The sequence below is a fragment of the Microbulbifer sp. MI-G genome (assembly GCF_030440425.1).
Classification (GTDB): domain Bacteria; phylum Pseudomonadota; class Gammaproteobacteria; order Pseudomonadales; family Cellvibrionaceae; genus Microbulbifer; species Microbulbifer spongiae.
In genome coordinates this window covers 4,299,210-4,323,166 of sequence record NZ_CP098023.1, presented here as the reverse complement: position 1 = coordinate 4,323,166, position 23,957 = coordinate 4,299,210, and the positions used below count along the sequence as shown (strand labels likewise).

Below are 23,957 nucleotides of genomic sequence, written 5' to 3'. Positions count from 1 at the left end.
CCGGGATTGCCCGCACCAAGCCGTACCAGAGCACAATCAATGACCACTGCATCAACCGCTGAACAAAAAGCCCCACGCTGGCTGGTGGTGTGGCTGGCAGCCCTCGTCTCACTGACCCCCTTCTCCATCGACAGCTACCTGCCGGCAATTCCCGCCATGGCCGCGGCGCTGGAGTCCGATGTGGCGCAGGTCCAGTACTCGGTTTCCAGTTTTTTGCTCGGCTTTGCCCTGGGGCAACTGTGTGGCGGCCCACTGTCGGACCGCTGGGGGCGGCGACTGGTGGGTAGCATCGGCCTCATCATCTATATCGTCACATCGCTACTGGTGCTGTTCGCGGAGCATGTGGGCCAACTGATTAGCCTGCGCTTTCTACAGGCTATTGGCGGTGGTTTTGCCACAGTGATCTGTGCCGCCATCGTGCGCGATCTACACAGCGGCCGCGAGGCCGCCAAGATTATCTCGATCATCAGCACCATGATGCTGACGGCGCCCCTGATTGCGCCATTGATCGGCTCGCTTTTGCTGGAAGTGGGCGGCTGGCAGAGTATTTTTGTTTTTCTGCTGCTGTACGCCATGGCCATGCTGCTGCTGGTCCGCCGGCTGCTGCCGGAAACCGTGCCGCGCTTCACCCGGGCCCGGCGCCAGCGGATGCCGCTGGGCTCCCTGATAGCCAGTTACGCTGTGGTACTGCGCAACCGCCGCGCCCTCGGGTTTCTCGCCGCCCAGGCCTGTGTCAGTGGCTCGATGTTTATTTACATCACCACGGCGCCTTTCGTTTTTATGGAGTATTTCAATATTGGCGCCAACCAGTTTCCGCTGTTTTTCGGCGCCTGTATCCTTGGGTTGATTGTGATGGTGCAGGTGAACATCCGCCTGCTCAACCTGTTTCAGCCGCGCTCAATTTTTCTGGCGGGTATTTCACTTCAGCTGCTCGGCTGCGGCCTGCTGCTGCTGTGCACCCTGACGGGTATCCGGGAATTACTCCTGTGGATGGTGCCTTTGGTACTGGTGATCAGCTGTATCGGCATCATCGCGCCAAACGCCGCCGCCTGTTACCTGGAATTTTTTCCCAAGGTAAGCGGCAGCGCCAATGCCCTCTATGGCGCTGCGATCTTTATTACCGGTGGTGTGCTGGGCGGGCTGGTGAGCAGTCTGCACACCGGCACACTGACCCCCATCGCCGCGTCGATGTTTGCCTCGGCACTGGTGGCACTGTTGAGTGCTGTTGTTGTCGCCAAAGCGTGCCAACCCATTGAACCGACCCATCGCCTCACCCTGCGCTGAGGTGGCCAGTCAGGCACTTTTGCCGTTTTCCTCCTCAAGGGCCCGTTGCACCTCCGGCCGCTCCGCCATGCGCTTTTTGAATAACTGCAATCGCGGCCAGCGCGACATATCGAATTGCAAAGACTCCAACCAGGTGGACAGGACATACAGGTAGGCATCCGGCACGGTGAACTCCCCTCCCATCAGATAGCCTTTATCCAGGTGCTTCTCAATATAGTCAAAACGCCGGATCAGATTTTCACGGGCACGTTGCTGTTCTTCCTCGGGACCGTTCCAGAACAGGGGCTTAAACAGTTCATGCACTTCTGCACTCAGGAAGTTGAGCCACTCGAGCATGCGGTAGTGGGCGAGAGTGCCCACAGGTGGCACCAAATTGGCATCGGGTTTTTGTTCGGCCAAAAACTGCACTATGGCAGCACCTTCGGTGAGTATCTCTCCGCCATCGAGCTGCAGTGCCGGAACATAGCCCTTGGGGTTGATCTTTCTGAAATCATCGCCGTTTTCCAGGGTGTGGGTTTCCAAATCCACTTTGCACAGGTCCAGATTGATATCCGCTTCACGGGCGACAATATGCGGGGACAGGGAGCAGGCTCCGGGGGCATAGAAGAGCTTCATGGGTATTCCTCGATTGGCAGCTGTGTTGGTAGCAGCAGTATAGAAGTGCTTTTCCGGTTGTCTTTTATACTGGTGTATTTTTCCATGCCCCGTAGCTATCCCCGGCCGTGGGGTGCTGCGTAATCGAGCTCCGGTCCTCTTGGGACTATGCCCGTGGGGTTGATATTGCGGTGGCTATCGTAATAGTGGTGCTTGATATGAAAAAAATTCACCGTCTCAGCAACCCCCGGCCACTGATACAGTTCGCGGGTAAATCCCCACAGATTTTTGTAATCCGCAAGGCGCTGCTTGTTGCATTTGAAGTGGCCATGGTAGACCGCATCAAAACGGATCAGTGTGGTGAACAGTCGCCAGTCCGCCTCGGTAATTCTGTCTCCCGTCAGATAGCGGTTATTGTGTAAGCGCTGCTCTAACTGGTCGAGCGTACAGAACAACGCCTCGTAGGCCTGTTCATAGGCTTTTTGGGAGGTGGCAAAGCCGGCGCGATAGACGCCATTGTTCACCGTTTCATACACCACTGCATTGGTGGCATCGATGTCGCCGCGCAGCTCTTCCGGATAAAAATCCTCATGATTGCCGGTGAGGTGATCGAAAGCACTATTGAACATACGGACAATTTCCGACGATTCATTATTCACCACACACGTCCGCTGCTTGTCCCAGAGTAGGGGTACGCTGACACGGCCGGTATAATCGTCGCGGTTGCGCAGGTATAATTGGTACAGATAATCCGAATGATAGAGTGGGTCGCCGCTGCTGCCTTCCTCCGTATTGAAAGTCCAGCCGTGCTCGCGCATGAAGGGGCTGACCACCGATATGTCGATATAGGGCTCCAGCCCTTTTAATGTGCGCAATATCAGGGTGCGGTGGGCCCAGGGGCAGGCCAGGGAGACATACAGGTGATAACGACCCGCCTCGGCAACAAAGCCCCCCTCGCCACTGGCGCCAGGACTGCCGTCGGTAGTGATCCAGTTGCGCAGTTGTGCCGCCTCCCGCACATATTCACCACCGGTTTTTCCCGTGTCGCGCTTTTGACTCCGCCAGCGGCCATTGACAAGCTGACCCATTGCCTTCTCCTCAGGCCGCCGGTCGTTGTCGCGGCCTGCCGTTTTCGTCGGAGTGCGGTGCTACCTGCCCCTTATCCAGTGATCCAGGCTGTAGCGGCCGGCACCGGTACAGGCGAGTAGCAGAAAGCCGCCAGCAATAGCCAGATTCTTCATAAAGCTGGTCATCTCGCCGGAATCATCCGGGACAAAATGCACCATCCCGGCACTGATCAGGCAAAACAGGAAGAGAACGATTGCAGAAAAGCGGGTAAAGAAACCGAGCAGCACCGATAATCCTCCAGCCAGCTCCACCAGGATCACCAGTGGCAATAACAAAGCCGGTAATCCCATGGATACCATAAATTCCTCTGTCATCGCATACTCGCCCAGCTTGCCCCAGCCGGCAATAATAAACAGCAGGGACAACAGAACCCGGCCGATCAATTTGGAGGTATCGCACAGCACAGGATGGTTAGCCATGACTTTTTCTCTCGCGGTTGCACACCATTGGATAAAGGGATGCAAACAGTGTAGTCGGGAACAGCGGAAATGGCGGCAGTCGGAGGACGGGCTGAAACGGCGTGGGGTTTCCCCAGGGCAATCGCCAGGGGAGCGACTGATCCAATACCCCACTGCCTGATAGGTGTGAAGAGGGTAAATGGGTTGTGTCTGCCAGGTGAGCGGTTACAATTGCGCGCCCTATTGTGTCGAGGTACAGGCCAGCTGAACCCGCAGGGCAGGCCCATAGCATGGCAGCACCCCCATACCGCGCTCGCGGAAAAATCGGCCACCCCCTGCACGACTACAATAACGGCACCCTTGCGCACTGATAAATTTGTTCGTCGAGCGGGCAGGCGCCGCTGCCCCCAATTGAGGGTTGACCCCCCTGAGCGGTCCCGCCCCGGAGTCTACACACGGCATGGAAGTTTATTACACCTTTTGTTTTCTCGGCGCCGTGTCGGTTTTCCTTGCCTTTCTGAACCAGCGGATATTGCGCGCCCAAACCACCATTGCGATTACCACCGGTGCGCTGGTGCTGTCGCTTGTTGTTACCGGCCTGGGGAAACTGGGATTGGTGGAGTTGCGCACCTGGGTGGACCAGTTGCTGCCTCTGCTCAACCTGCAGGATATCCTTTTGAAGGGCATGCTGGGCTTCCTGCTTTTCGCCGGGAGTTTGCATATCGATCTGCTGGAACTGCGCAATCAGAAACTGGAAATCAGCCTGCTGGTCATCGTCGGTACTCTGATTTCCACCTTTGTCGTGGGTGCACTCTTGTATTGGCTGCTGTTGATCATCAACATGCCGGTGGCCTTCGTTTACTGCTTGCTGTTCGGCGCACTGATTTCCCCCACTGACCCCATTGCGGTACTGGCGATTATGAAAAACCTGAAGGCACCGGAGCAGGTATCCATTCAGGTGGAGGGGGAGTCGCTGTTTAATGACGGCTTCGGTATAGTGCTGTTCACGGTTATTTACGCGCTGGCTTTTGAAGGCAGCCAGCCCACGGTACCCGCTGTCGCAGAGCTGTTTGCCACCGAAGCGCTGGGTGGTATCCTGCTGGGCCTGGTTATCGGCGGTATCTTCCACTGGCTGATCTGCAGCACCGATGACCACAGCCTGGAACTGCTGCTCACCTTGGCCATTCCCTCGGCGGGATTCTCCCTGGCCCATATACTCGGGGTCTCCGGTGCCCTGGCGATGGTGGTCAGCGGCATCATCATCGGCAACTTCACCCGCGAACGGGGTTTCTCCCGGGTGAGTCAGCACGAGTTGGATAACTTCTGGAGTATCACCGAGGATTTTCTCAACGGTTTGCTGTTCCTGCTGGTGGGGCTGTTTCTGATTACCATCGATCTGCGCCCACTGGATTATCTACTGATGGCAGCGGGGATCATTATCGTGCTGCTGGCGCGGGTATTGGCGGTGGGGGTCCCCTTCCTTTACCTGAAAAGCCGGCGCAACTACCACCCCTATACCGGCCGGATACTGATCTGGGGTGGACTGCGTGGAAGTCTGGCGCTGGCGCTGGCCATGTCCCTGCCGGCCGGCAGCGCCTTTGTGCAGGGACAGGACCTGCGCTACCTGTGGGTGGTGATGACTTACGGCGTGGTGCTCTTTTCTATCGTGGTGCAGGGCTCTACCATAGCCCCTTTGATACGCCGCAGCCGGGAGTTTGCCGAGCCGGAAAGCACCGTGCAATCCTCCTGACGACAACCGGCCAGACAGTGACAGACAATCGATGGAAGACGCCAGTTTCCTTGCTCAAGCAGTCATCTTCTTAGGCGCCGCGGTCATCGCGGTTCCTATCGCCACCCGCCTGGGGCTGGGATCTGTGCTGGGCTACCTGCTCGCCGGTGTGGCCATAGGCCCGAGTGCACTGGGACTGGTGGGCGATGCCAGCGACGAAATGCATGTGGCCGAGTTCGGCGTGGCGCTGATGCTGTTTCTGATCGGCCTGGAACTGCAGCCCAGAAAGCTCTGGCAGCTGCGCGGGGCTATCTTTGGCACGGGCAGCGCACAACTGCTGATGTCTGCTGCGGCGATTGCCGGCGTGGTGCTGGCGCTGTTTGAACCGGGCTGGCGCTCGTCCATCGCCATCGGCCTGATCCTCGCCCTTTCCTCCACGGCCATTGTGCTGCAATCTTTGAGTGAAAAGGGCCTGCTCAAAACCCAGGGCGGGCGCAGCGCCTTTGGGGTATTGCTTTTCCAGGATATCGCCGTTATCCCCATACTCGCCCTGTTGCCACTGCTCGCGGTTACCCCGGTAGAAGCCCAGGAAGGGGGACTGAGTGGTTGGCGCTACGGCGTCGCGGTGATTGGTACCATTGCCGCTTTCGCCATCACGGGGCGTTACCTGCTTGGCCCACTGTTGCGCCTGATAGCGGGCAGCCAGGTGCGCGAGATGTTTACCGTCACTGCACTTTTGATCGTATTTGCCGCCGCCGCAGTGATGAGCTGGCTGGATTTGTCCCCTGCACTGGGCACCTTCCTCGCGGGGGTCCTGCTCGCCGAAAGCGAGTTCCGGCACGAGCTGGAGGCCGATATACAGCCCTTCAAGGGGCTGTTGCTGGGACTCTTTTTTATCACTGTGGGGGCGAGTCTGAACTTCGCCCTGATCGCCGAGTACCCGCTGCTATTGCTGGGGCTGGTAGCGGGTTTGGTGTTAGTAAAGTTCGTAGTTTTATTCACCCTGGCCCATATACTGCGCATGTCGAAAGGGGAGGACTGGCTGTTTGCCCTGTCTTTGGCCCAAGCGGGGGAATTTGGTTTTGTACTGGTTTCCTTTTCCACCCAGATCCAAGTACTCGACGTCGCGGCGGGGAGTCTGCTGGTGGCGATGATCGCCCTGACCATGGCGCTGACGCCGGTGCTGTTGCTTGTCTACGAACAGCTTATCCAACCGCGCTTTATCAGTGGTCCCGACAGCCCACTGGCAACTGATCACAGTGCCCCGGTGGACTCGGGCTCGCCAGTGATCATTATCGGCTACGGCCGCTTCGGCCAGATTGTGGGGCGCCTGCTCAACGCCTGCGGTTTTGGCACCACGCTGTTGGAGCGCAACGCCGAACAGCTGGATCTGGTGCGCCGCTACGGCATTGAAGCCTATTATGGGGACGCCTCGCGTGAGGACCTGCTGCGCTCTGCCGGGGCTGGGAATGCGCGCCTGGTGATACTCACCCTCAGCGATCAGGCCGCCTCCCTGGAAATCGTCGCGCAGCTGCGGAAATATTTCCCCCACTTGACGATTCTCGCCAGGGCGCGCAACCGTATGCACCAATATGCACTGATGGAGGCCGGAGTACCGTATATTTTTCGCGAGACTGTGGACTCGGCCCTGTCCATTGGCCAGAAGGCTCTGGAGCTGCTCGGTCTCAGCCCCCTGCGCGCGCGCCGCGCCGCACGCAGGTTCAAGCAGCACGACCAGCGTATGCTGGAGGCTCTGTTTCCCTACTGGCGCAATGAGTCCCAGCATATCGCCCAGACCCGGATCTACCGGGAGCAGCTGCTGCAAGCGTTACAGGAAGACAGGCGCGACAAAGATCTGCACCTGGATCACTACTGGGAGGAGGCACACCCCTTGGAGAAAAAACAGTAGCCATTGGCAACTCCGGACTAGTCCTTTGATATCAGGCTGGCCTCGACCAGATCAACCTCCAACACCAGCTTGCGGTGCAACTCATCGTCGATTTCCCTGCGCAGGCGTAGCTCAAAGAGTTGCTCGCGCTCTGCCGCAAGCGCGGCCAGGCGGAAGTTGCGCTCCACCCGAGCGCGTACCCATACATTTTCCTGGTTTTCGTCGTCACTGGTGGCCATCCTGCGGCGGTAGAGCGCCAATAGATGGTCGATCGCTTCATAGGCTATATCCTTGTTCTCCCAGTCTCCATCCACTTCCTTGCGCAGGGCTGTGAGCCGTTGTACGGCCGCATTGGCAGCGGATAGCCTTGCGTCCTTTTCATCCCCAATCGCGGCCAGTTGCGGTGTGTAAGGCAGCCTTCTCAACAGGGGGGGCAAGGCAAATCCGGCGAGCAGTAGCGATACCAGAATCACACCCATAGCGATCACGAGAGCCAGATCCCGACCCGGCAGCGGGGCTCCGCCTGGCAGCAATAAAGGCAGGGAAAAGGCTCCGGCCAGGGTGATGGCGCCGCGCACGCCCGCCACTGTCACTACACTTACCAGGATAAAATGCGCGGAGAAGCTGTGAATACTGCGGCGAAGCCGCGACAGGTACAAAGACACCCAAACCCAGGTAAAGCGCAAAAGCAGCAGAGCCAGGGAGATCACCAGGATATACAGCGGGATCATCCAGGGACCAGTAAAGCGCGCACCGGCCAGGTCCGCCCCCGACAGACGCACCAGCTGTTCGCCCAGCAATACAAAGATAATGCCATCCAGTACTGTCTGCACCGTATTCCACACGGCGCGGCGGTCCATGCGCGTGGTGGACATTTCCGGTCCGTGCAGGTTGGTGTAGTGGGTGGCAATACCCGCGGTCGCCGCCGCCAGGATACCTGACACCTGCAGGCTCTGCCCCGCCATATAGGCGGCGAAGGGCACCAACAGGCTCACCAGTATCTGTATTGTCGAATCCTCTCCTCCCAGACGCACCAGCCAGCGCAACAAATAGCCGCACACAAAGGCCACTCCGACGCCAATTCCAATCCCGCCCACGGCAACCCAAAAAAAGCCGCCCACCGCCTGTGAAAAGGAAAAGCTGCCGGTCATCGCCGCCACCACGGCAAAACGGAAAATATCCAGCCCAGAGGCGTCGTTAAACAGGGATTCCCCGGCGAGAATATGTTCCAGTCGCGATGGCATGGCGCTGCCGCCGTGTACTGCTGACACCGCCACCGGATCGGTGGGCGCGAGAATCGCCGCTACTGCAAACGCTATGGCGACGGGCATGACGGGCACCAGCCAGGAGAGAAAAAAACCCATCCCCACAACCGTGAATACCACCAGCCCTACAGCCAGGGTGATAATCGGGCCCAGGTCCCTGAAAAAGGCACCCTTGGGAATGCGCCAACCCGCCAGAAACAACAGTGGCGGGATAAAGAGCAGGAAAAAGAGTTCCGGGTCCAGGGGAATTTTTACGCCGAACACGGCGCCAAGCAGGAACCCGCCTGCAATCTGTATCAGGGGCAGGGGAATTGGCAGGGGCAGTATACGCGCAACAATCAGGCTGAGTGCCACAACCAGCAACAGTACCAATGCCAGAAGCAGATCGTGCATTGCTCACTTATGCTCCCTGTGGGAGGCTACTGTGCAGCGGCTATTGCCCGGCCATCAACAGTTCTGCCCCTGTTTAACTGCCGCTTTTGAATTACTGGCCAACAGCGCAAAAGGCTTTTAACGCAAAGGTGTACCCGGGCCAATAACTACAGAGAGTATAGGAAACGCGGGGGCGCGAGTGTGTGCTCCTACCCTCGCCACTTGTGGCTGTTACTTACTTTGTCGAGGGATTGGCAATGAACATTCTGCCAGTAACGTACCCACACAGGTATAATTGGCCGCCTCAAGCTTATTCAACTATGCCGACCGTTTTGACCACCATAGTGCACAATGGCTTCAGGGAGTGCGGCCTTCACAGGAATTGCAACCAACAGAAAAAACTCAGGATGTTGCCCCGAGGTTTCAGTCTCTCTACTGCATAGTGAGCACGGGTTTGATCACGCGCCCAGCACTCAAAGCCTCTACTGCAGTTTCTATGTCGCTGAACTCGAAGTGCGAAATGAGCTTTTCGATCGGGAAGCGGCCTTGTCGATACAATTGGACCAGTTTCGGTAAAAACGATTTGGGCCGGCTATCTCCTTGAAGAATGCCCTTGACTGTTCTTCCAAAGAGCAGGTGGGTCATATCGAACACCACTTCTGTGCCTTGTGGCGCACCGCCTATCAGCTCGCAAACCCCGATGGGCTGCAATGCATCCACAGTATTTCTGAATACAGCGGGGGTGCCTGCGCCCTCAATGGCATAGGCAACACCCTCCGGACAAACCCTTGACTGCAGACACGGTATTCTTTGTCTTGGCTCCATTGATCACCTGCGTTGCCCCAAGGTCCAGCGCGAGCTCCAGTTTGCTATCCACCGTATCCAGAATAATGATGGGGTCACAGCCGGTAATTTTTACAGCCATTACTGCCGCAAGGCCAGCGTTTCCGGCGCCGGTAACCAGCAGCGATGCGCCCACTTCCGGGCGCAGTGAATTCATGATGGCACCTGCCCCGGTCTGGAATCCGCAGCCCAAAGGCGCCAGTGTGATCAGGTCAGCGCCCTTGTCTATAACCACCACGTTGTTTTCTGTTGCAATAGCGTGGGTGGCAAAGGCCGACTGGTTGAAGAAAGCACCATTGATTTGTTCGCGTACACCCATTCGCGGTGTACCGAGACAGCGGCGCGGGGATGCTCCAGTCATGGCCGGAATAGCGCTTGCCGGAAACATTCATTTCCATATGGTGCCAACACGTGGCGACTGCCCCGAGAGTACAGCTTGGACATTGCCCGCAGAAAGCAAAGGTCATCAAAACATGATCTCACACGGAAACCGTCTTAACCCCCTTGCCAACTGCTTCTACCACGCCAGCCCCTTCGTGCCCAAGTACAACCGGCAAAGGGGTTGGGTAGTACTGATCACGCACACTCAGGTCTGCCCGACAGATGCCGCAGGCTGCGATTCGAACCAGAATCTCCCCTTCCGAAGGTGGATCGAGTTCCAACGGTTCAAGGGTGAACGGGCCATTTTTTTCGCGCACAAAAGCGGCGGTTATCTGCATATCAGCTACCCTGCTTTTCCTGCGAAAGGAACGAATATTCCGGCACCTTGTCGTGAACGGTTACCCAGTTGAATATGAGGGGCGCATTAATTAATGGGTATACCCATATAGAAGATGATCATACCGGGCAGTATCTGGATGAACCTCCCATGTGGGAATTTTGGGAGCGCGCCAGCAAATTGGATACTCCTATTTATCTTCACCCACGCGAGCCTCTACCGGCACAGATTGGCAACTATAAAAATTATGCATCGCTAGTCGGGTCCGCATGGGGCTTTGGGCATGAAACGGCAACTCATGTGGTGCGGTTAATGCTCAGTGGCTTATTTGATCAAAATCCTGGATTAATTGTGATTTTAGGCCACTTGGGAGAAGGCCTACCTTTCCTTTTGCCCCGTCTGCAACATCGGCTGTATAAACAGCGCCATGGCGCAGGTCTTGGCCAGGCGAAAAAAACCGTTAGTGAATATTTTCAAGAAAATTTTTATATCACAACCAGTGGTCATTTTCATACAAAGGCCCTTATAGATTCTATAGAAGAAATTGGTGTGGACAGAGTGATGTTTTCAGTAGATTCACCCTATGAGGATGTAGAGGAAGGTGGCAACTGGTTTGACAATGCCGATATGAGTGATAATGATCGAGAAAAGATCGGCCGGGAAAATGCGTCAGGCTTTTTAATTTATAGAGGGTTGGCAGGTTGAAGTGGCTCAGGAGACTCCGTAGAGAATGTTATCGCCATTTCGGGTATGAGAGATGGCATAGAGTGCGGTATAGCGTAAATAAGTCAGTATCCAAATCTCTGTGTGACAGTAGGTATGGGTGCTGCTAGCAACCGGTACAAAGCGGAATCTGGCAGTGAAAGTATAGAGATACCCTGCCAGCTGCTTCGGTTAATCAATCACCAGAAGTGCAGGGTATCAGGCTTCACAGGCAGTTAGTCCGGATAAATCACAGCAAGAAATCTTTTGAAGCCTACTCACCGGAGTATTTTACCGCGCTGATCTCCTGCTTTACCAGCCATGGCCATTTTTTTGCCTTCCCTGGCAATGATAGGACTAACCGGCCAAGATTATTGGCCCATCTCACGCACCAGATACCCGGCACCATCGATATGTTCCATCACCCACAGTATATAAGCGATATCCACATGGATAGCCCGGGTATTGTTGGTAAAATCCCAGTCCGCATTGATGCTGTCGTAGGTTCCATCGAATACCACGCCCACCAACTCTCCACGCCCGTTCATTGTGGGGGACCCGGAATTACCACCTGTAATATCCACGGTACTGAGGAAATTAACCGGTATAGAATCGAGCTGCTTCTTGTAATAGCGACCGTAGTTTTTCTCGTCGATGGCTTCCATTAAGGCTTTCGGGGCATCAAATGGGGCCTCACCGGTGTACTTCGCTTTGATGCCACGCAACGTTGTGAAGGGCACAAACCTCTGTTTCCCATCATTTCCGTCCGCAGCCTTTGCGATGGTGCCAGCGGGAGGCTGGTATCCTTTGACCAGGCCATAAGTGAGGCGCAGGGAGCTGTTGGCATCCGGGTAAACCGGTTTACCCAGGGAATGGTAATAATCGATCAGTAACGCCATATACTGGGGACGCAATTGCGCGAAGCGTCCTTGCAAAGCCTCCTCCTGCTTCTCCCGGGCAAGCATGTCATCGTACATGGCCACCGCCAGTTGGATGAACGGATCTTTGCTCTTGGCGAAATCTTCTGGTTTTTTGCCGATCCAGGACTCGCGCACCTGTACGTCAGACAGCTCTGTATCCCTGTACATTTTGTCGAGCGCCGCGTTCAGTTCACCGCGGTCATTACCGATATTCAGGAACTGGTCAAAGCTGGCAATACGCTCCTCTTTTGGCAGCGCCTGATAACGCTGCAGAAAATAGAGCCAGACCTGCTTGTCTACAGATGCATCGAAACTGCGCTCGATACGCCGCATACGCTCGGTAAAGCGCGTCAGATCCCTTTCCTGATAGCCCCGCTTGCGTTCAGCGTCAGGCTTTTCCCCCTCTTTCGCCAGGCGGTACAGTTGTCGCGCTGCGCCCAGCATAGCGGAGTTGTCCATATAATTGAGAGCCAGATCCTGTTCCCGGGCTGATTCTTTTTCAACAACCAATGCCTTCAGATCATCGAGTGTAGACTGGTATTTTTTCTGGCGGGTCTCATCTGATTCCACCCAAGCCTGTAACGCTTTTTCCAGCTTGTGTTTCCGCTGCAAAAGGTCACTGCGCTGGTACCCTTCCATCATACCGGTGAAGTTCTTAGAATAATTATTCAGCCCCGCCACCCGGCTGGCATACTTTAACTCAGCATCTTTATTCTCGGCCGTGGCCTCAGCAATCGTTTCCGACCACTCTCCCAGTATCCGCTGCATGGTCGGATAGTACCAACTGAAATTGCTCTGTACCTCTTGTGCGGTTCGATAGCGATTGGTGCGCCCGGGGTAACCAGCTACCATCACAAAGTCACCCTCCACAGGCCCCTTCGCCGCCACAGGCAGGTAGTGCTTGGGTTTGTAGGGGACGTTGTCCTTAGAGTAATCGGCGGGTTTGCCATCTTTACCGACATAGGCACGGTAAAAAGCGTAATCCCCGGTGTGACGCGGCCACATCCAGTTGTCGATATCTCCGCCGAACTTGCCAATTGAGGATGCTGGCGCATGAACCAGGCGCACATCACGAATTTCCAATTGTTTTATCAGGTAGTAGTTGAGCCCACCGTAATAACTGTAAACCTCACAGCGATGGCCCGGATCCTCCTCACATTCGGAAACCAGCGACTTCTTGGCATCTTCAATCGCTGCAAAACGGGCTGCGCCATCCATTTTGTCGTTCAGACGATCATTTACCTTGTCCGTGACTTCGTTCATTGATACGGTCACATAGACGCGCGACCCCGGCGCAGCGGGCAACTCTTCGGACATATCCTTGGCCAGGAAACCTTCCGCCAGCAAGTCCTGGGATTCGGTGGAATTGTAAGAGATTGAGCCATAGGCACAGTGATGATTTGTAATCACAAGCCCCGTGGGAGAAACAAAGGAGGCAGAACATCCTCCCAAGCTGATGACCGCATTCATTGGGAACTCAGTGAGTTTGGTCATGCTGTCCGGATTTAACTTGAGGCCATGACTGCGAAGCTCCTGAGACAGCTCCGGCAACTGGTGTGGCTGCCACATACCCTCGGTGGAAACGCTGTCTTCCGGCTCGGCAGCATTGGCGTGGCCGGTGCCGGCGAGCAATGCGGTGGCTAAGACGCTGAACACGATAGAATCTTTTATTTTCATATTTACTCTGAACTTTCTCAATAAGGGAGACTTTGGCTGAGAGCTTACTCAATCTTCCGGCAGGCCATCAAGACCCCAGCGTCTGAAAAACAAGTCATTCCTTTTCCAGCGTGTTGATTGCCCTTACTGCCAGCCAGGCATGGAGGGGTTGTGGCGGAACCTGATGTATCTAAAGCCCCTTCCTTCAATTGTGCCAAGCAACACAGACAACATTTCACGCTATCTGCTTAAACACTTTAAAGATATACTGTATCACTCCGCAATGGTATCCTTACAGACAGCATAGGTCTTCTGAAGACGTAACATACATCGATAACCGGAAAGATTCATGCGATAAGCAGAGGATGCGATGCAGTATTAGTGACATTTTCAGTATGGCTACCTGTTGTCAAAAAATGCCGAAGGCAGGCAGAATCAGCCAAACGGTCAAAGTTGGCATTATGGCTTGGAAGTCATCTCAGTCAGTTTGAGAGCGCTTTATTCTAGGGAAGACGGTGGATGAGTATGGTTCTGGGTATCCGGTGGCATCAGAAGCGAATATATGATCAGGATACCCTTGCGACAATGGTGTTCGCGAACTCCCGGCCCCGCCGCACTGCACAGGCGACAGCTCTTCTTGTGTTGTGCCGGCAGCCACTCTCGGCGCCCGGTCAATTGAATAAGCCTACATCAAGGATGCCGGCATACGATCCTCTGTCGCCTGTACATCGAGAGGAAGCAAGCAAGTATCTCAGGAAAAATCTTGATTTGTTTATATCGCTATTTCAACCTGACTATTCCCGGGCTTTAAAGTATAGCTTTGGGTCTTCCCATTGTGAGTGACATTAATCGTATTGATTTGATCCCGCTCTATTTCCATTAGCATGGATTGCCGTATCTTTAGTTTTCCACTGCCGATATCAGCCAGAGGAACTTCCTGGTAAATCCAGATATCATGTACATCCGATTCCATACCCACCCACCGTGGGTGCAAAATATCACCATTGCCATCGCTAATCTGAAAGCGGGTATTTACATACCCCTCCATTTGTTTTTGTGCACTGTGTAACGATTTGCTGGCAGCAAGCGACAGCGCTTTCTCGATATCAGCAACAAAAAAACGGTGGGAAATCTCCAGTGTTTGTGCACGTTCGTTCAGCGAGATTTCAGTCAGGCCGAAGTGGTAGCGGTGCGCTTCTGCATGTAGAGAAAATATCAACAACCCCATAACAGATATCAGGGGAAAAAACTGTTTCATGTATCATCACCGGCGTTTGCTAGACTGCTGTCAATCGGAGTTTGGTAGTGAAAATAGAGCGCTTTACCAAATAAAGTTGTGGCAAATTGCGCCCCTAATGAGCTTAGTCCGCTTCTTTTAACTCGACATCCCAGTCTTTCATCAGATTGCGTTGCTTTTCATCCTTAAATAATTCCAGGCGCGATTTGATAAAACGGCGCGGGTAAAAATTATTCTCTACGTTTACATCCGCAGTTTCCCAGTTAGGGTCTAGAATTACCGACTTCAATATCTTGCTTTTGTCGCGTACCAGCAGTTTGGAGGTCTTTTTCGCATTGCGCGCCCAGATTTCAGCCGGTATGCGCAGATCCTCAACACTGCCATCTTCATACTCCAAGCGTAAGAATAAAGGCATTACCAAGCCACCGATATTGCTGAAATCCAGAACATAGACATTACTCTCCACCTTAAGCAAGTCCTTTTCCCAGTCTTTCAACTCTTCGAGTTTGCCCTGGTAGCTATTGCGGTCGGCATTGGATACATCGAACTCGTCGTGTCTGTTGTAAAAGTCTTCGAGTTCCGGTTTCGCATCAACAATTCGGGGCAATTTTCTTGCACGATTTTCAATGGCGGTCACTGTCTCGGGTTCACGTTCATGCCGAGCCCGATTCCACGGCCCTTCCACATCGGGATTCTTGGTGCCTACGGTGTAGTGATGCACAGCGTCGAGGCTGATATCCACATTGTCAGTGGTATAAAACCAGCCGCGCCAGAACCAGTCAAGATCCATACCCGAGGCGTCTTCCATGGTACGAAAGAAATCTGCTGGCATTGGCCGCTTGAATTTCCAACGCTCGGCATATTCACGGAATGCAAAGTCGAACAACTCGCGCCCCATGATAGATTCACGCAAGATATTTAATGCTGTTGCGGGCTTACCGTAGGCGTTATTGCCAAATTGAAGAATCGATTCCGAATTGGTCATAATCGGAACCTGATTCTCGCTTTTCATATACTCAACAATTTTTCGCGCATCACCGCGACGGGACGGATATTTTTCTTCCCATTCCTGCTCAGCCAAAAATTGCACGAAGGTGTTGAGCCCTTCATCCATCCAGGTCCACTGACGCTCATCTGAGTTGATGATCATCGGATAGTAGTTGTGTCCCACCTCGTGAATAATGACCGAGATGAGCCCATATTTGGTGCGGCGGGAATAGGAACGCTTACTGCGATCCTCCTCATCAATTTCCGGGCGTGGACCATTGAAGGTGATCATCGGGTATTCCATCCCACCCACTGGGCCATTGACTGAAATAGAAACCGGATAGGGGTAGTCAAAGCTGTAGCGGTTGTAGACATCGATTGTATGTATAATGGACTCAGTGGAATACTTTTCCCACAGCGGTGTGCCCTCTTCAGGATAAAATGACATCGCCATGGTGTCAGTACCGCCTTTTTTGTAACCCTGCGCATCCCATAAGAACTTGCGCGAAGATGCCCAGGAAAAGTCGCGGACATTTTCTGCCTCGAAGATCCAGGTCTTACGCTTGGTAGCGCGACGCTTCTCGTTCTCCAGCGCCTCTTCCATAGTGACGATCATTACCGGCTTCGAAGCCGTGCGCGCTTTTCTCAGTCGCTCACGTTGTTGCGTGGTGAGCACCTCCTTTGGATTCTGCAGAACGCCTGTGGCAGCAACAATGTGATCGGCCGGCACCTCGATGGCTACGCGATAATTACCGAACTCCAAAGCAAACTCCCCGCGTCCGAGGAACTGTTTATTCTGCCAGCCACTGACATCGTTATAGGCCGCCATACGGGGGAACCACTGGGCTATTTCGTACAGGTAGTTATCATCGCGCTCAAAATACTCATAGCCGGAACGACCTCCCAGTGCTTTCTGCTCAATCACGTTGTAGGCCCAGTCAACCTGAAAGGTCACTTTGGCACCTGAGGCCAGTGGCTGCGGCAGATCGATCCGCATCCCCGTATCCACAATGGTATAGGGGAGATCCCGGCCCCTGCTATCGGCCACTCTGGTAATCTGGTACCCCCCGGGAAACTCTCCGGATACAACCGCCCTGCGAAAAGTTCCAAAAGGGATAGTGTCTGGCGCAATTGATTCCAGATCTACCGCTGCTGCCAAGTTACCGGCAGAATCCGGTTTGAAGCGGTTTTGGTCCAGCTGCAACCACAAATAGCGCAGGGTATCCGGAGAGTTATTGGTATAAGTCACTGCCTCAGTAGCAGTAATCAGTTGTTTATCATCATCTAAGGAAACCTTGATGTCATAATCCGCCTGCTGTTGCCAATAGGCATGACCGGGCGCACCAGAAGCCGCACGATAGGCATTTGGCGTTGGTAAAAGCTCTTCAAGTTGGCGAAACTTGTCTCCGGTGACATTGAGGGAGTCCGCGGCAAAGCTCTCGACAATGCCGGACATGGCAAGTAGTGCCGCTCCCAAGCGGCCGAGTAGATGTCTGTTCATTGGTTTACTTCAGGTTGCAACTAAGTGCATTTCAGATATGCACTCTCTTTAAGAAAGTTATTGTTAAATTTAGCGCGGTTGATTCCGTCCCGGGGGGAGCAGATAAAAATGCTTATAACCCGCCAGCACTCTAAAAATTGTTGCTTTTCAGTTGGTTAACAAAAAAATGGGACCAGCTCTATCAGCCATCCGCCAGTGCACCGATCCAGGAAGATTCCATCCCATCCCAGTCCCGCTGCTTGCAGTCTATTATCTCTATCCGGCTTTCCATCGTGTCATCAAGTTCCAAAACGGTCAAGACCTGGCCCGCCTTGTTAAACCCGAACACACCCTGCTCACTGATAAAAACGCCCTTCATCCTTTCAATTTCGGCACCACTGATCAGAGAAAAAAGTCGCTCATAATCAAACACATGCCCGGGAGCAAAGCGCCAACCGCAACTGTGGTACCCCTCACCGCTGTTCTCCAGGCGGATATAGCCACACTCCGGTAGCGGTTCCTGTGTATCCAACGACTGCAGAGCCGGTTGTTGATGCTGGTGACCAGAGGCAATCTGGAAATTACTTGGGGTCTGCAGCCAATCGATCTTGATGCGACCTTGTTCTACCGCTTGCAGCGGTTTAACCGCGCCGTTCCCCAAACAAGACAGAAAGCGGTGTAGGTTTTCCAAATCCTGGGGACCATAGAGGTCGGACTTGTTTGCCACCACCAGATCGGCCACCTCCAGCTGCTGGCGAAAAGTCTCATTGTACCGGTAGCGCTCTTCCGCAATACACCCTGCATCCACCAGTGTAAGAGTACTGCGAAGGTCCAGCACACCATTTCTGACAGCCTCGGACAGCGCCATCAATACCTCGTGCGGATGGCCAAGTCCAGTGGGTTCAATCAGCAGCCGATGGGGCCTTGCGCTGGCCAGCAGCTGATTCAGTGCAACCTGCATAGGCAGGCCGGCCGCACAGCACATACAACCACCGGGTACTTCCCGAATATATACTGTGCCTTTCTTCCCGGATTCAAAAAGTGCGCCATCAACGCCCACCTCACCAAACTCATTGACCAACACCGCCCAGCGCTCATCAGCAGGCTTGTTTTCCAGAAGGTGACGAATTGCCGTTGTCTTACCGACACCGAGAAAGCCGGTAATGACATTTGTCGGTACTTCGCGTATCCGTTCTTTATCTGCCACTAAGCTGCATCCCGGCCGCATTCATCACAGAGACATTCCAGCTCCAGCTGTGACGTTTGAAAGTGATAGCCGGCACTTTCAACCGTATCGCGCAGTGCGGCGATGACTTCGGGTTTGATACCTATTTCCCGCACTTTGCTACAGCGATTGCAGATCAAAAATTGCGGGATTTGATGACTGTGATCACAGGCGATATGCGCACACGCCAAATATTTGTTCTCTGAATTGAGCTTGTGGACCAAGTTTTCTTCAGCCAGAAAATCCAGCATCCGATAAACGGACATAGCCGGGATTGAATTGTCATAATCCCATTGGTACTGCTCTGCAATCTCATAAGCAGAGAGCGGAGTTTTTGACCGCAGCAATATGCTAAGTACATTTCTGCGTTTCTCGGTCAGACTGACCCCTGAATTTCGGCAGGTCTGCTCTGCCACACTCAAGGCCTGTTTTATTTGGGATGCTTTCATAGCCTATTTCATCCGCAGTTCAATGTCTTTTCCAGTGAGCAGGCTGGCACTTGACCGTTGAAGCCAATCCACTGCATTGCAATCTCATGGAGATTAGAAAACCCCTAAATAGCGTCACAATGATACTGTTGAATGACGCCGGATTCTCACCTTTAAATGTATAGCCGGCAAGGGATAGGATTTGATGAAAGTGCGTACAGCCTGCCCCATTGCCTGTCTCCTGACAGGGTTACCTGGTGCATGAACATAGGCAAGCTGCCGGTCACTTTAGCTCAATGTGGCTCTTTCTGCCTGGATCGCGACTGTAATCATCTCCTTGCCGTGCAATAACGAGCTATATTACCAGCTACCGTCTTAATTTCATTGCCTCTTTTCTAATCAGCCGGCGCCACTCGTAACATCAAATGCCGGTTTACCCCTTGGACCACCACCAACAGGGCGGCTCCCACACTACTGACAAACACTTCCCAGATACCTGCGAGGCAAAGGGCGACTAGCAGCAACAGCGCCCCAGAAAATCCGACAATCATTACCAAATGGCGTTGATGATGCCGAGAGGAGATGGGGAAACCTGCCAGAGCCAGGTGGGACAAGTGTTCCTTCAGTAACGCACCCGAATTCCGAGGCCTCCCAGGGTTGGTGACACTGGGGTCAGCACACAGTGCCTGCCAGAAGCAACTATTGCCACAATATCTCTCACAGCCCTTTCGTACTCAACTTAGAAGTACGCTTGATCCCATAATATCCCAGAAATGATATATTATATCATGAAATTGTCTCTCAGCAAACCTGGGTAGGTTAGGCGGACTTGTTGCATTAAGCTACTTCGCATCCACGATCCAGCTTCTTCCTGGAATGTCTATTTGATTGTTTTTTGTTCACTTTGAGTGAAGCTACATACTCTGTCAAGGGCTGATCATTCACCGTAGAGTGCAGTCGCTCTAATCCTGCTACCTCGCAACGACCAACTCCCTTGCCTATGTCGGGCCTGGAAACCAATGCGCACTTGAGGTATTGATCTCTGAACCTGCTGTTGAAACCAACGATATAGCCTTTTTGCATAATGATGCGAACATAGCGATCACGAAGAAGGTGCAGTAGTAGGCTACTCCTTGGAGCGGTTGGTTCAGTAAATCTTCTGACGATGGTTGATAGGCGGCACAGTCAGTTGCAAAATCAAGGACTCTATCGCTAATTTTCTGATCTGAAGCTATTTTGATTTCCTATAGGCTCTCTAAGCAAACCGGAACTAGCTGAAAGAATATCTTCTGAAAAACGTTCCAGCAGCGAATGTGCTCACTCTTGTTGTTGCGGTGAAAGCTCATGGAATAATCCAGATTTTAATGCCCGGAAAATAGTCAGCTTGGGAGTAGAAGTTTTAAAACCTGATTTAGGGGAATCTGTACTTGTCGCAATAGGCGGAATCCTCATACTATATGTTATACGACAGCTGGGTTTTTCGTCTGTAGATCGCACAAAGCAGACCAGCCAAATGCCTTTAGCGGTTGACTCATTAAAGCTTGGGACCTTGTCAGCGATATATCGAGGATCGTAATACATCAAGTCTTCGGCTAATTTTATGTTCTCCTCAGTTTCCGGTAAGTTTCTATATTTACAGGTGGAATTCCATTTACAGCAAAGCTGCACCCAGATATTGCTATCGGACGAAAGTTTCATTCATTTTAAAACTGTGCAACACCCAAAGGCGTCACGCAGCGCTGAAACTGACCCAATACCGGAGGCACACTGCGGGGTATTTTTATAGGGTCAAGTTAGGTCGAGGCTGTGATGGCTCGGCGTCTGTCCAGATTGCGATAGGCAAGGGCTTCGGAAATATGTGCTGTACCGGTTCTTTCAGCGCCTGCAAGGTCTGCCAGGGTGCGGGCGACCCTGAGTATACGGTGGTAGCTGCGCGCCGAGAGCCCCAGTTTTTCTATAGACTGTCTCATCAGATGCTTTTCATTGTTTCCCAGTGCACAGTGCTTTTCCAACTCGACACCCTGCAAAAGGGTGTTGACCCTGCCCTGGCGTCGAATCTGTCTTTCACGGGCGGTGCACACCCGAGTGCGCACCACGGTAGAGGGTTCGCCAGTGGGGGTGTCCTGCAATTGGGCGGCGTTCATGGCGCTGACCTCCACCTGCATGTCAATGCGGTCCAGTAGTGGTCCGGAAAGTTTGTTGCGGTAGCGGCCAATCTGGTCCGGTGAGCAGCGACAGCGATTCTCCCCCAAATACCCACAGGGGCAGGGGTTCATGGCGCCCACTAGCTGGAAGCTGGCGGGAAAGGTGACCTGGGCTTGTGCGCGGGAGATACGCACTTCACCGTTCTCCAGGGGCTCGCGCAGTATTTCCAGTGCCTGGCGGGGAAACTCCGGCATTTCATCCAGGAACAGGACTCCGCGATGGGCCAGCGAGACCTCCCCGGGTTTTGGTGTACTGCCACCTCCCACCAGTGCGACGGGCGAGGCGCTATGATGAGGCGCGCGGAAAGGGCGCCGATTCTGGTGCGACAGGCCCGCGCTGGAGTACACAGCGGAAACCTCAATCAGCTCGGCGGCTGTGAGCGGCGGCAGTATGCCCGGCAGACGGCTGGCCAGCATGGTTTTGCCGGTGCCGGGGGGGCCGTAGAAAAGCAAGTTGTGGCCTCCAGCTGCAGCCACTTCCAGGGCGCGCCGGGCTTTTAACTGGCCGCGTACATCGACAAGATCGGCACAGTGCACATTGGTTTCTTGCGGCTTGGGGATGGCGCGGGGCAGGGGTACACGCCCATGTAGCTCAGCACATACCTGCAATAGTGAAGCGGCGCTGCCGACTTCGCCTCCCGCCAGGGCGGCATCGGCACCACACGCCTGCGGCACCACCAGTTTGCGATGGGCAAGGGTGCTGGCGATAGCTGCAGGCAGGGCGCCACTGACCTCGCGCAAAGTGCCGGTGAGCGCCAGTTCGCCGAGAAATTCGTATTGTTCCAGAGGTTCGCAGGGTACCTGGCCGGAGGCGGCAAGGATACCGATGGCGATCGCCAGGTCGTAGCGCCCGCCTTCTTTGGGCAGGTCAGCGGGCGCGAGATTGACCGTAATACGGCGCTGGGGAAATTCGAAATGGCTATTGATCAGGGCACTGCGTACCCGGTCGCGGCTCTCTCTCACCGCTGTCTCAGGCAGGCCGACAATATGGAAGGCGGGAAGTCCATTGGCCAGATGTGTCTCGACTGTGACCAATGGGGCAGAGACTCCGAGTTGTGCGCGGGCATGGGTAACGGAGAGGTTCACAATGTCCTCCTGCAAATATCCCACCGAGAACTCAGGTTTCGGGTTTGTTGTTTCCTAGGGTCAGGGCCTGTTCCAGCATTTCCACTTTGTCCTCCAGGCGCGCCAGTTTTTCCCGGGTACGTCGCAGAATATCCACCTGGGTATCGAACTCGCGCTGGGATACTAGGGGCAACCTGTCCAGGGACACCTCCAGGGCACTGCGCAGGTCACTGCTGACTACAGCGCCTTGTTGTTGTAGTTCTTTCAGTAGCTGTTGCAGTTTATCCGCAGCCACAGGCAACTCCTCGCTCAGAAATTCGTCGCTATTGGCACCGGATTGTAACCCACAGCATTTCGCCGCAAAAGTCATTCAGGGTGCACCATTCTGGCCGTTGTCCTTTTTGAGCCTCACCATGTCGGTGCATGTTTCGGACGATAGAACCAACTTGGTGCGTACCGCTTTGTTGGCGCACTGTTCGTATTTATTCCAACACCCTTTTTTTTGTCCAACCCATTGATTTTATGCAGTGTTGCAGCTTTGGCATCAACTCTGCAGTTATCCGGGTAGGTGTGCCATTTACGATCACTGGGTGTCTGGGAAGCTAGCGGTTCACAAGACGCAATAAACCCTCTGTCTACCCGACAGTACAGGACCGATTGCAGGCGGCGCCATTACAGGAATCAAAAAACTCAGATGCATAAACTCTTGGAGGATCAAAGGTGAAAACGAAAATGCACAAAATTGCCACTGCCTTCACTGGCGCTGCCCTGGCTCTTAGCGATACAGCTTTTGCCCAGAAAAATGACCCTGGTTTTAGTGTCAATGCTGGTCTGGTCTCGGACTACAGGTTTCGCGGTATTAGTCAAAGCGATGGGCAACTGGCAATACAGGCGGGAATAGATCTGGAGGTTGGCAATGGTTTTTATGTGGGCACTTGGGTTTCACAAGTGGATTTCGATTACGGCAGTGACGAAACTGATTATGAACAGGATTTCTATGGGGGTTACTCTGCGGAAGTTAATCACTCCATGCGCTACGATATTGGCTATATCTATTACGCTTATCATGGCAGTGATCGTGATGAGGATTATCAGGAAATATATGGCAGTCTAAAATTCTCGAATCTAACGCTGGGTTTTGCTTACTCCGATGACTATTGGGCTGAGTCTGGCGCTTTTTATTATCCTTACGTGGAGTATAGTTTTTCTCTGCCATCTGATCTGAGTTTGGATCTTCACATTGGTTTGAATATTTTTTCTGAGGAAATTTTCCTATACCAATTTGACTCCTACATCGATTATTCCGCAACCCTTAGTAAAGAGTTTGGCAGTCTGAATCTGAGTGCTGCTTTTGTTGGCACAGATATAAGCGACAGAGCGTGTTTTGACACCAACTGGTGTGAGCCAACGCTGCTCGCTGGCGCAAACTACACTTGGTAAGACAAGCGTCCGCAAGTAGTTGCGGGCATTATTTTTATAGGGGGGGCTATGAAGCTGATCACTGCAATTATTAAACCTTTTAAACTGGTTGCAGTACGGGATGCTTTGAGAGGGGCGGGTATAAATGGCGTGACTGTCAGTGAGGTTAAGGGATTTGGCCGGCAAAAAGGACATACGGAACTATATCGCGGTGCAGAATACGCAGTGGATTTCCTGCCCAAAACCATGCTGCAAATAGCGGTTACTGAGCAACAACTGGATGGGGTGCTGGAAGTCATCGGCTCCAGTGCGCAAAACGGAAAGATTGGCGATGGCAAAATTTTTGTAGCCAACCTTGAACAGGTAGTGCGTATACGCACCGGAGAAACCGGAAGCAATGCTATTTAGGGCCATA

General features: G+C 53.6%; 20 protein-coding genes. 6 read left to right on the top strand and 14 right to left on the bottom strand.

Features of this window, described 5'->3' with window-relative positions; translation table 11 throughout:
* Window positions 1-39: 39 nt before the first annotated feature.
* Complete coding sequence (locus M8T91_RS17960) at window positions 40-1,284, top strand: multidrug effflux MFS transporter (protein ID WP_301415596.1); 1,245 nt, start codon at window positions 40-42, stop codon at window positions 1,282-1,284.
* Between the two features lie 9 nt (window positions 1,285-1,293).
* On the opposite strand, the gene gstA is transcribed toward M8T91_RS17960, so the two are convergent.
* The 3 genes from gstA to M8T91_RS17945 all read right to left on the bottom strand — a co-directional run bounded on the left by gstA (window position 1,294) and on the right by M8T91_RS17945 (window position 3,425).
* Window positions 1,294-1,899, bottom strand: coding sequence for a glutathione transferase GstA (gstA, locus tag M8T91_RS17955; protein ID WP_301415595.1), 606 nt, complete (start codon window positions 1,897-1,899; stop codon window positions 1,294-1,296).
* A 95-nt stretch (window positions 1,900-1,994) separates the two neighbouring features.
* Window positions 1,995-2,966: a glutathione S-transferase family protein gene (locus tag M8T91_RS17950; RefSeq protein WP_301415594.1), complete on the bottom strand. Its 972-nt coding sequence runs from the start codon at window positions 2,964-2,966 to the stop codon at window positions 1,995-1,997.
* A 60-nt stretch (window positions 2,967-3,026) separates the two neighbouring features.
* The gene (locus M8T91_RS17945) at window positions 3,027-3,425 is read right to left on the bottom strand and encodes a DoxX family protein (protein WP_301415593.1); all 399 of its coding nucleotides are present in this window, start codon (window positions 3,423-3,425) and stop codon (window positions 3,027-3,029) included.
* A 439-nt stretch (window positions 3,426-3,864) separates the two neighbouring features.
* On the opposite strand from M8T91_RS17945, the gene M8T91_RS17940 reads away from it, so the two are divergent.
* Window positions 3,865-5,154 (top strand): cation:proton antiporter, encoded by a 1,290-nt coding sequence (locus tag M8T91_RS17940; RefSeq protein WP_301415592.1) that lies wholly within the window; start codon window positions 3,865-3,867, stop codon window positions 5,152-5,154.
* A 31-nt stretch (window positions 5,155-5,185) separates the two neighbouring features.
* On the top strand, window positions 5,186-7,042 hold the full coding sequence (locus M8T91_RS17935) for a monovalent cation:proton antiporter-2 (CPA2) family protein (protein ID WP_301415591.1): 1,857 nt from the start codon (window positions 5,186-5,188) through the stop codon (window positions 7,040-7,042).
* 17 nt (window positions 7,043-7,059) lie between these two features.
* Here the strand turns inward: M8T91_RS17935 and M8T91_RS17930 are convergent, their stop codons facing one another.
* The 4 genes from M8T91_RS17930 to M8T91_RS17915 form a co-directional block, all read right to left on the bottom strand.
* The gene (locus M8T91_RS17930; RefSeq protein WP_301415590.1) at window positions 7,060-8,679 is read right to left on the bottom strand and encodes a Na+/H+ antiporter; all 1,620 of its coding nucleotides are present in this window, start codon (window positions 8,677-8,679) and stop codon (window positions 7,060-7,062) included.
* Between the two features lie 411 nt (window positions 8,680-9,090).
* Window positions 9,091-9,378: an MDR/zinc-dependent alcohol dehydrogenase-like family protein gene (locus M8T91_RS17925; protein WP_301415589.1), complete on the bottom strand. Its 288-nt coding sequence runs from the start codon at window positions 9,376-9,378 to the stop codon at window positions 9,091-9,093.
* Window positions 9,379-9,412: 34 nt separating this feature from the next.
* Window positions 9,413-9,889 carry a zinc-binding dehydrogenase gene (locus M8T91_RS17920; protein ID WP_301415588.1) on the bottom strand — a complete coding sequence of 159 codons (477 nt, stop codon included), beginning with the start codon at window positions 9,887-9,889 and terminating at the stop codon, window positions 9,413-9,415.
* 91 nt (window positions 9,890-9,980) lie between these two features.
* On the bottom strand, window positions 9,981-10,220 hold the full coding sequence (locus tag M8T91_RS17915) for an alcohol dehydrogenase catalytic domain-containing protein (protein WP_301415587.1): 240 nt from the start codon (window positions 10,218-10,220) through the stop codon (window positions 9,981-9,983).
* A gap of 74 nt (window positions 10,221-10,294) precedes the next feature.
* On the opposite strand from M8T91_RS17915, the gene M8T91_RS17910 reads away from it, so the two are divergent.
* Window positions 10,295-10,924: an amidohydrolase family protein gene (locus tag M8T91_RS17910; protein ID WP_301419139.1), complete on the top strand. Its 630-nt coding sequence runs from the start codon at window positions 10,295-10,297 to the stop codon at window positions 10,922-10,924.
* Window positions 10,925-11,292: 368 nt separating this feature from the next.
* Here M8T91_RS17910 and M8T91_RS17905 read toward each other — a convergent pair whose 3' ends face one another.
* The 7 genes from M8T91_RS17905 to M8T91_RS17875 all read right to left on the bottom strand — a co-directional run bounded on the left by M8T91_RS17905 (window position 11,293) and on the right by M8T91_RS17875 (window position 22,493).
* The gene (locus tag M8T91_RS17905; RefSeq protein ID WP_301415586.1) at window positions 11,293-13,518 is read right to left on the bottom strand and encodes a S46 family peptidase; all 2,226 of its coding nucleotides are present in this window, start codon (window positions 13,516-13,518) and stop codon (window positions 11,293-11,295) included.
* Window positions 13,519-14,269: 751 nt separating this feature from the next.
* A complete protein-coding gene (locus tag M8T91_RS17900; protein WP_301415585.1) occupies window positions 14,270-14,755 on the bottom strand; it encodes a DUF6702 family protein in 486 nt (161 codons plus the stop codon).
* Window positions 14,756-14,858: 103 nt separating this feature from the next.
* Complete coding sequence (locus tag M8T91_RS17895) at window positions 14,859-17,222, bottom strand: M1 family metallopeptidase (RefSeq protein WP_301415584.1); 2,364 nt, start codon at window positions 17,220-17,222, stop codon at window positions 14,859-14,861.
* Between the two features lie 181 nt (window positions 17,223-17,403).
* Window positions 17,404-18,408: a CobW family GTP-binding protein gene (locus M8T91_RS17890; protein WP_301415583.1), complete on the bottom strand. Its 1,005-nt coding sequence runs from the start codon at window positions 18,406-18,408 to the stop codon at window positions 17,404-17,406.
* Window positions 18,408-18,875, bottom strand: a complete 468-nt coding sequence (locus M8T91_RS17885) for a Fur family transcriptional regulator (protein ID WP_301415582.1) — start codon at window positions 18,873-18,875, stop codon at window positions 18,408-18,410. Before M8T91_RS17885 ends, M8T91_RS17890 begins: the two co-directional genes overlap by 1 nt.
* A 1,772-nt stretch (window positions 18,876-20,647) precedes the next feature.
* Window positions 20,648-22,144 carry a YifB family Mg chelatase-like AAA ATPase gene (locus M8T91_RS17880; protein ID WP_301415581.1) on the bottom strand — a complete coding sequence of 499 codons (1,497 nt, stop codon included), beginning with the start codon at window positions 22,142-22,144 and terminating at the stop codon, window positions 20,648-20,650.
* Between the two features lie 31 nt (window positions 22,145-22,175).
* Window positions 22,176-22,493, bottom strand: a complete 318-nt coding sequence (locus tag M8T91_RS17875; RefSeq protein ID WP_301415580.1) for an accessory factor UbiK family protein — start codon at window positions 22,491-22,493, stop codon at window positions 22,176-22,178.
* Window positions 22,494-22,843: 350 nt separating this feature from the next.
* Between M8T91_RS17875 and M8T91_RS17870 the strand changes: the two genes are divergently transcribed.
* Both M8T91_RS17870 and M8T91_RS17865 read left to right on the top strand, forming a co-directional pair.
* Complete coding sequence (locus tag M8T91_RS17870) at window positions 22,844-23,563, top strand: TorF family putative porin (RefSeq protein WP_301415579.1); 720 nt, start codon at window positions 22,844-22,846, stop codon at window positions 23,561-23,563.
* A gap of 48 nt (window positions 23,564-23,611) precedes the next feature.
* Window positions 23,612-23,950, top strand: a complete 339-nt coding sequence (locus M8T91_RS17865) for a P-II family nitrogen regulator (RefSeq protein ID WP_301415578.1) — start codon at window positions 23,612-23,614, stop codon at window positions 23,948-23,950.
* Window positions 23,951-23,957 lie beyond the last annotated feature (7 nt).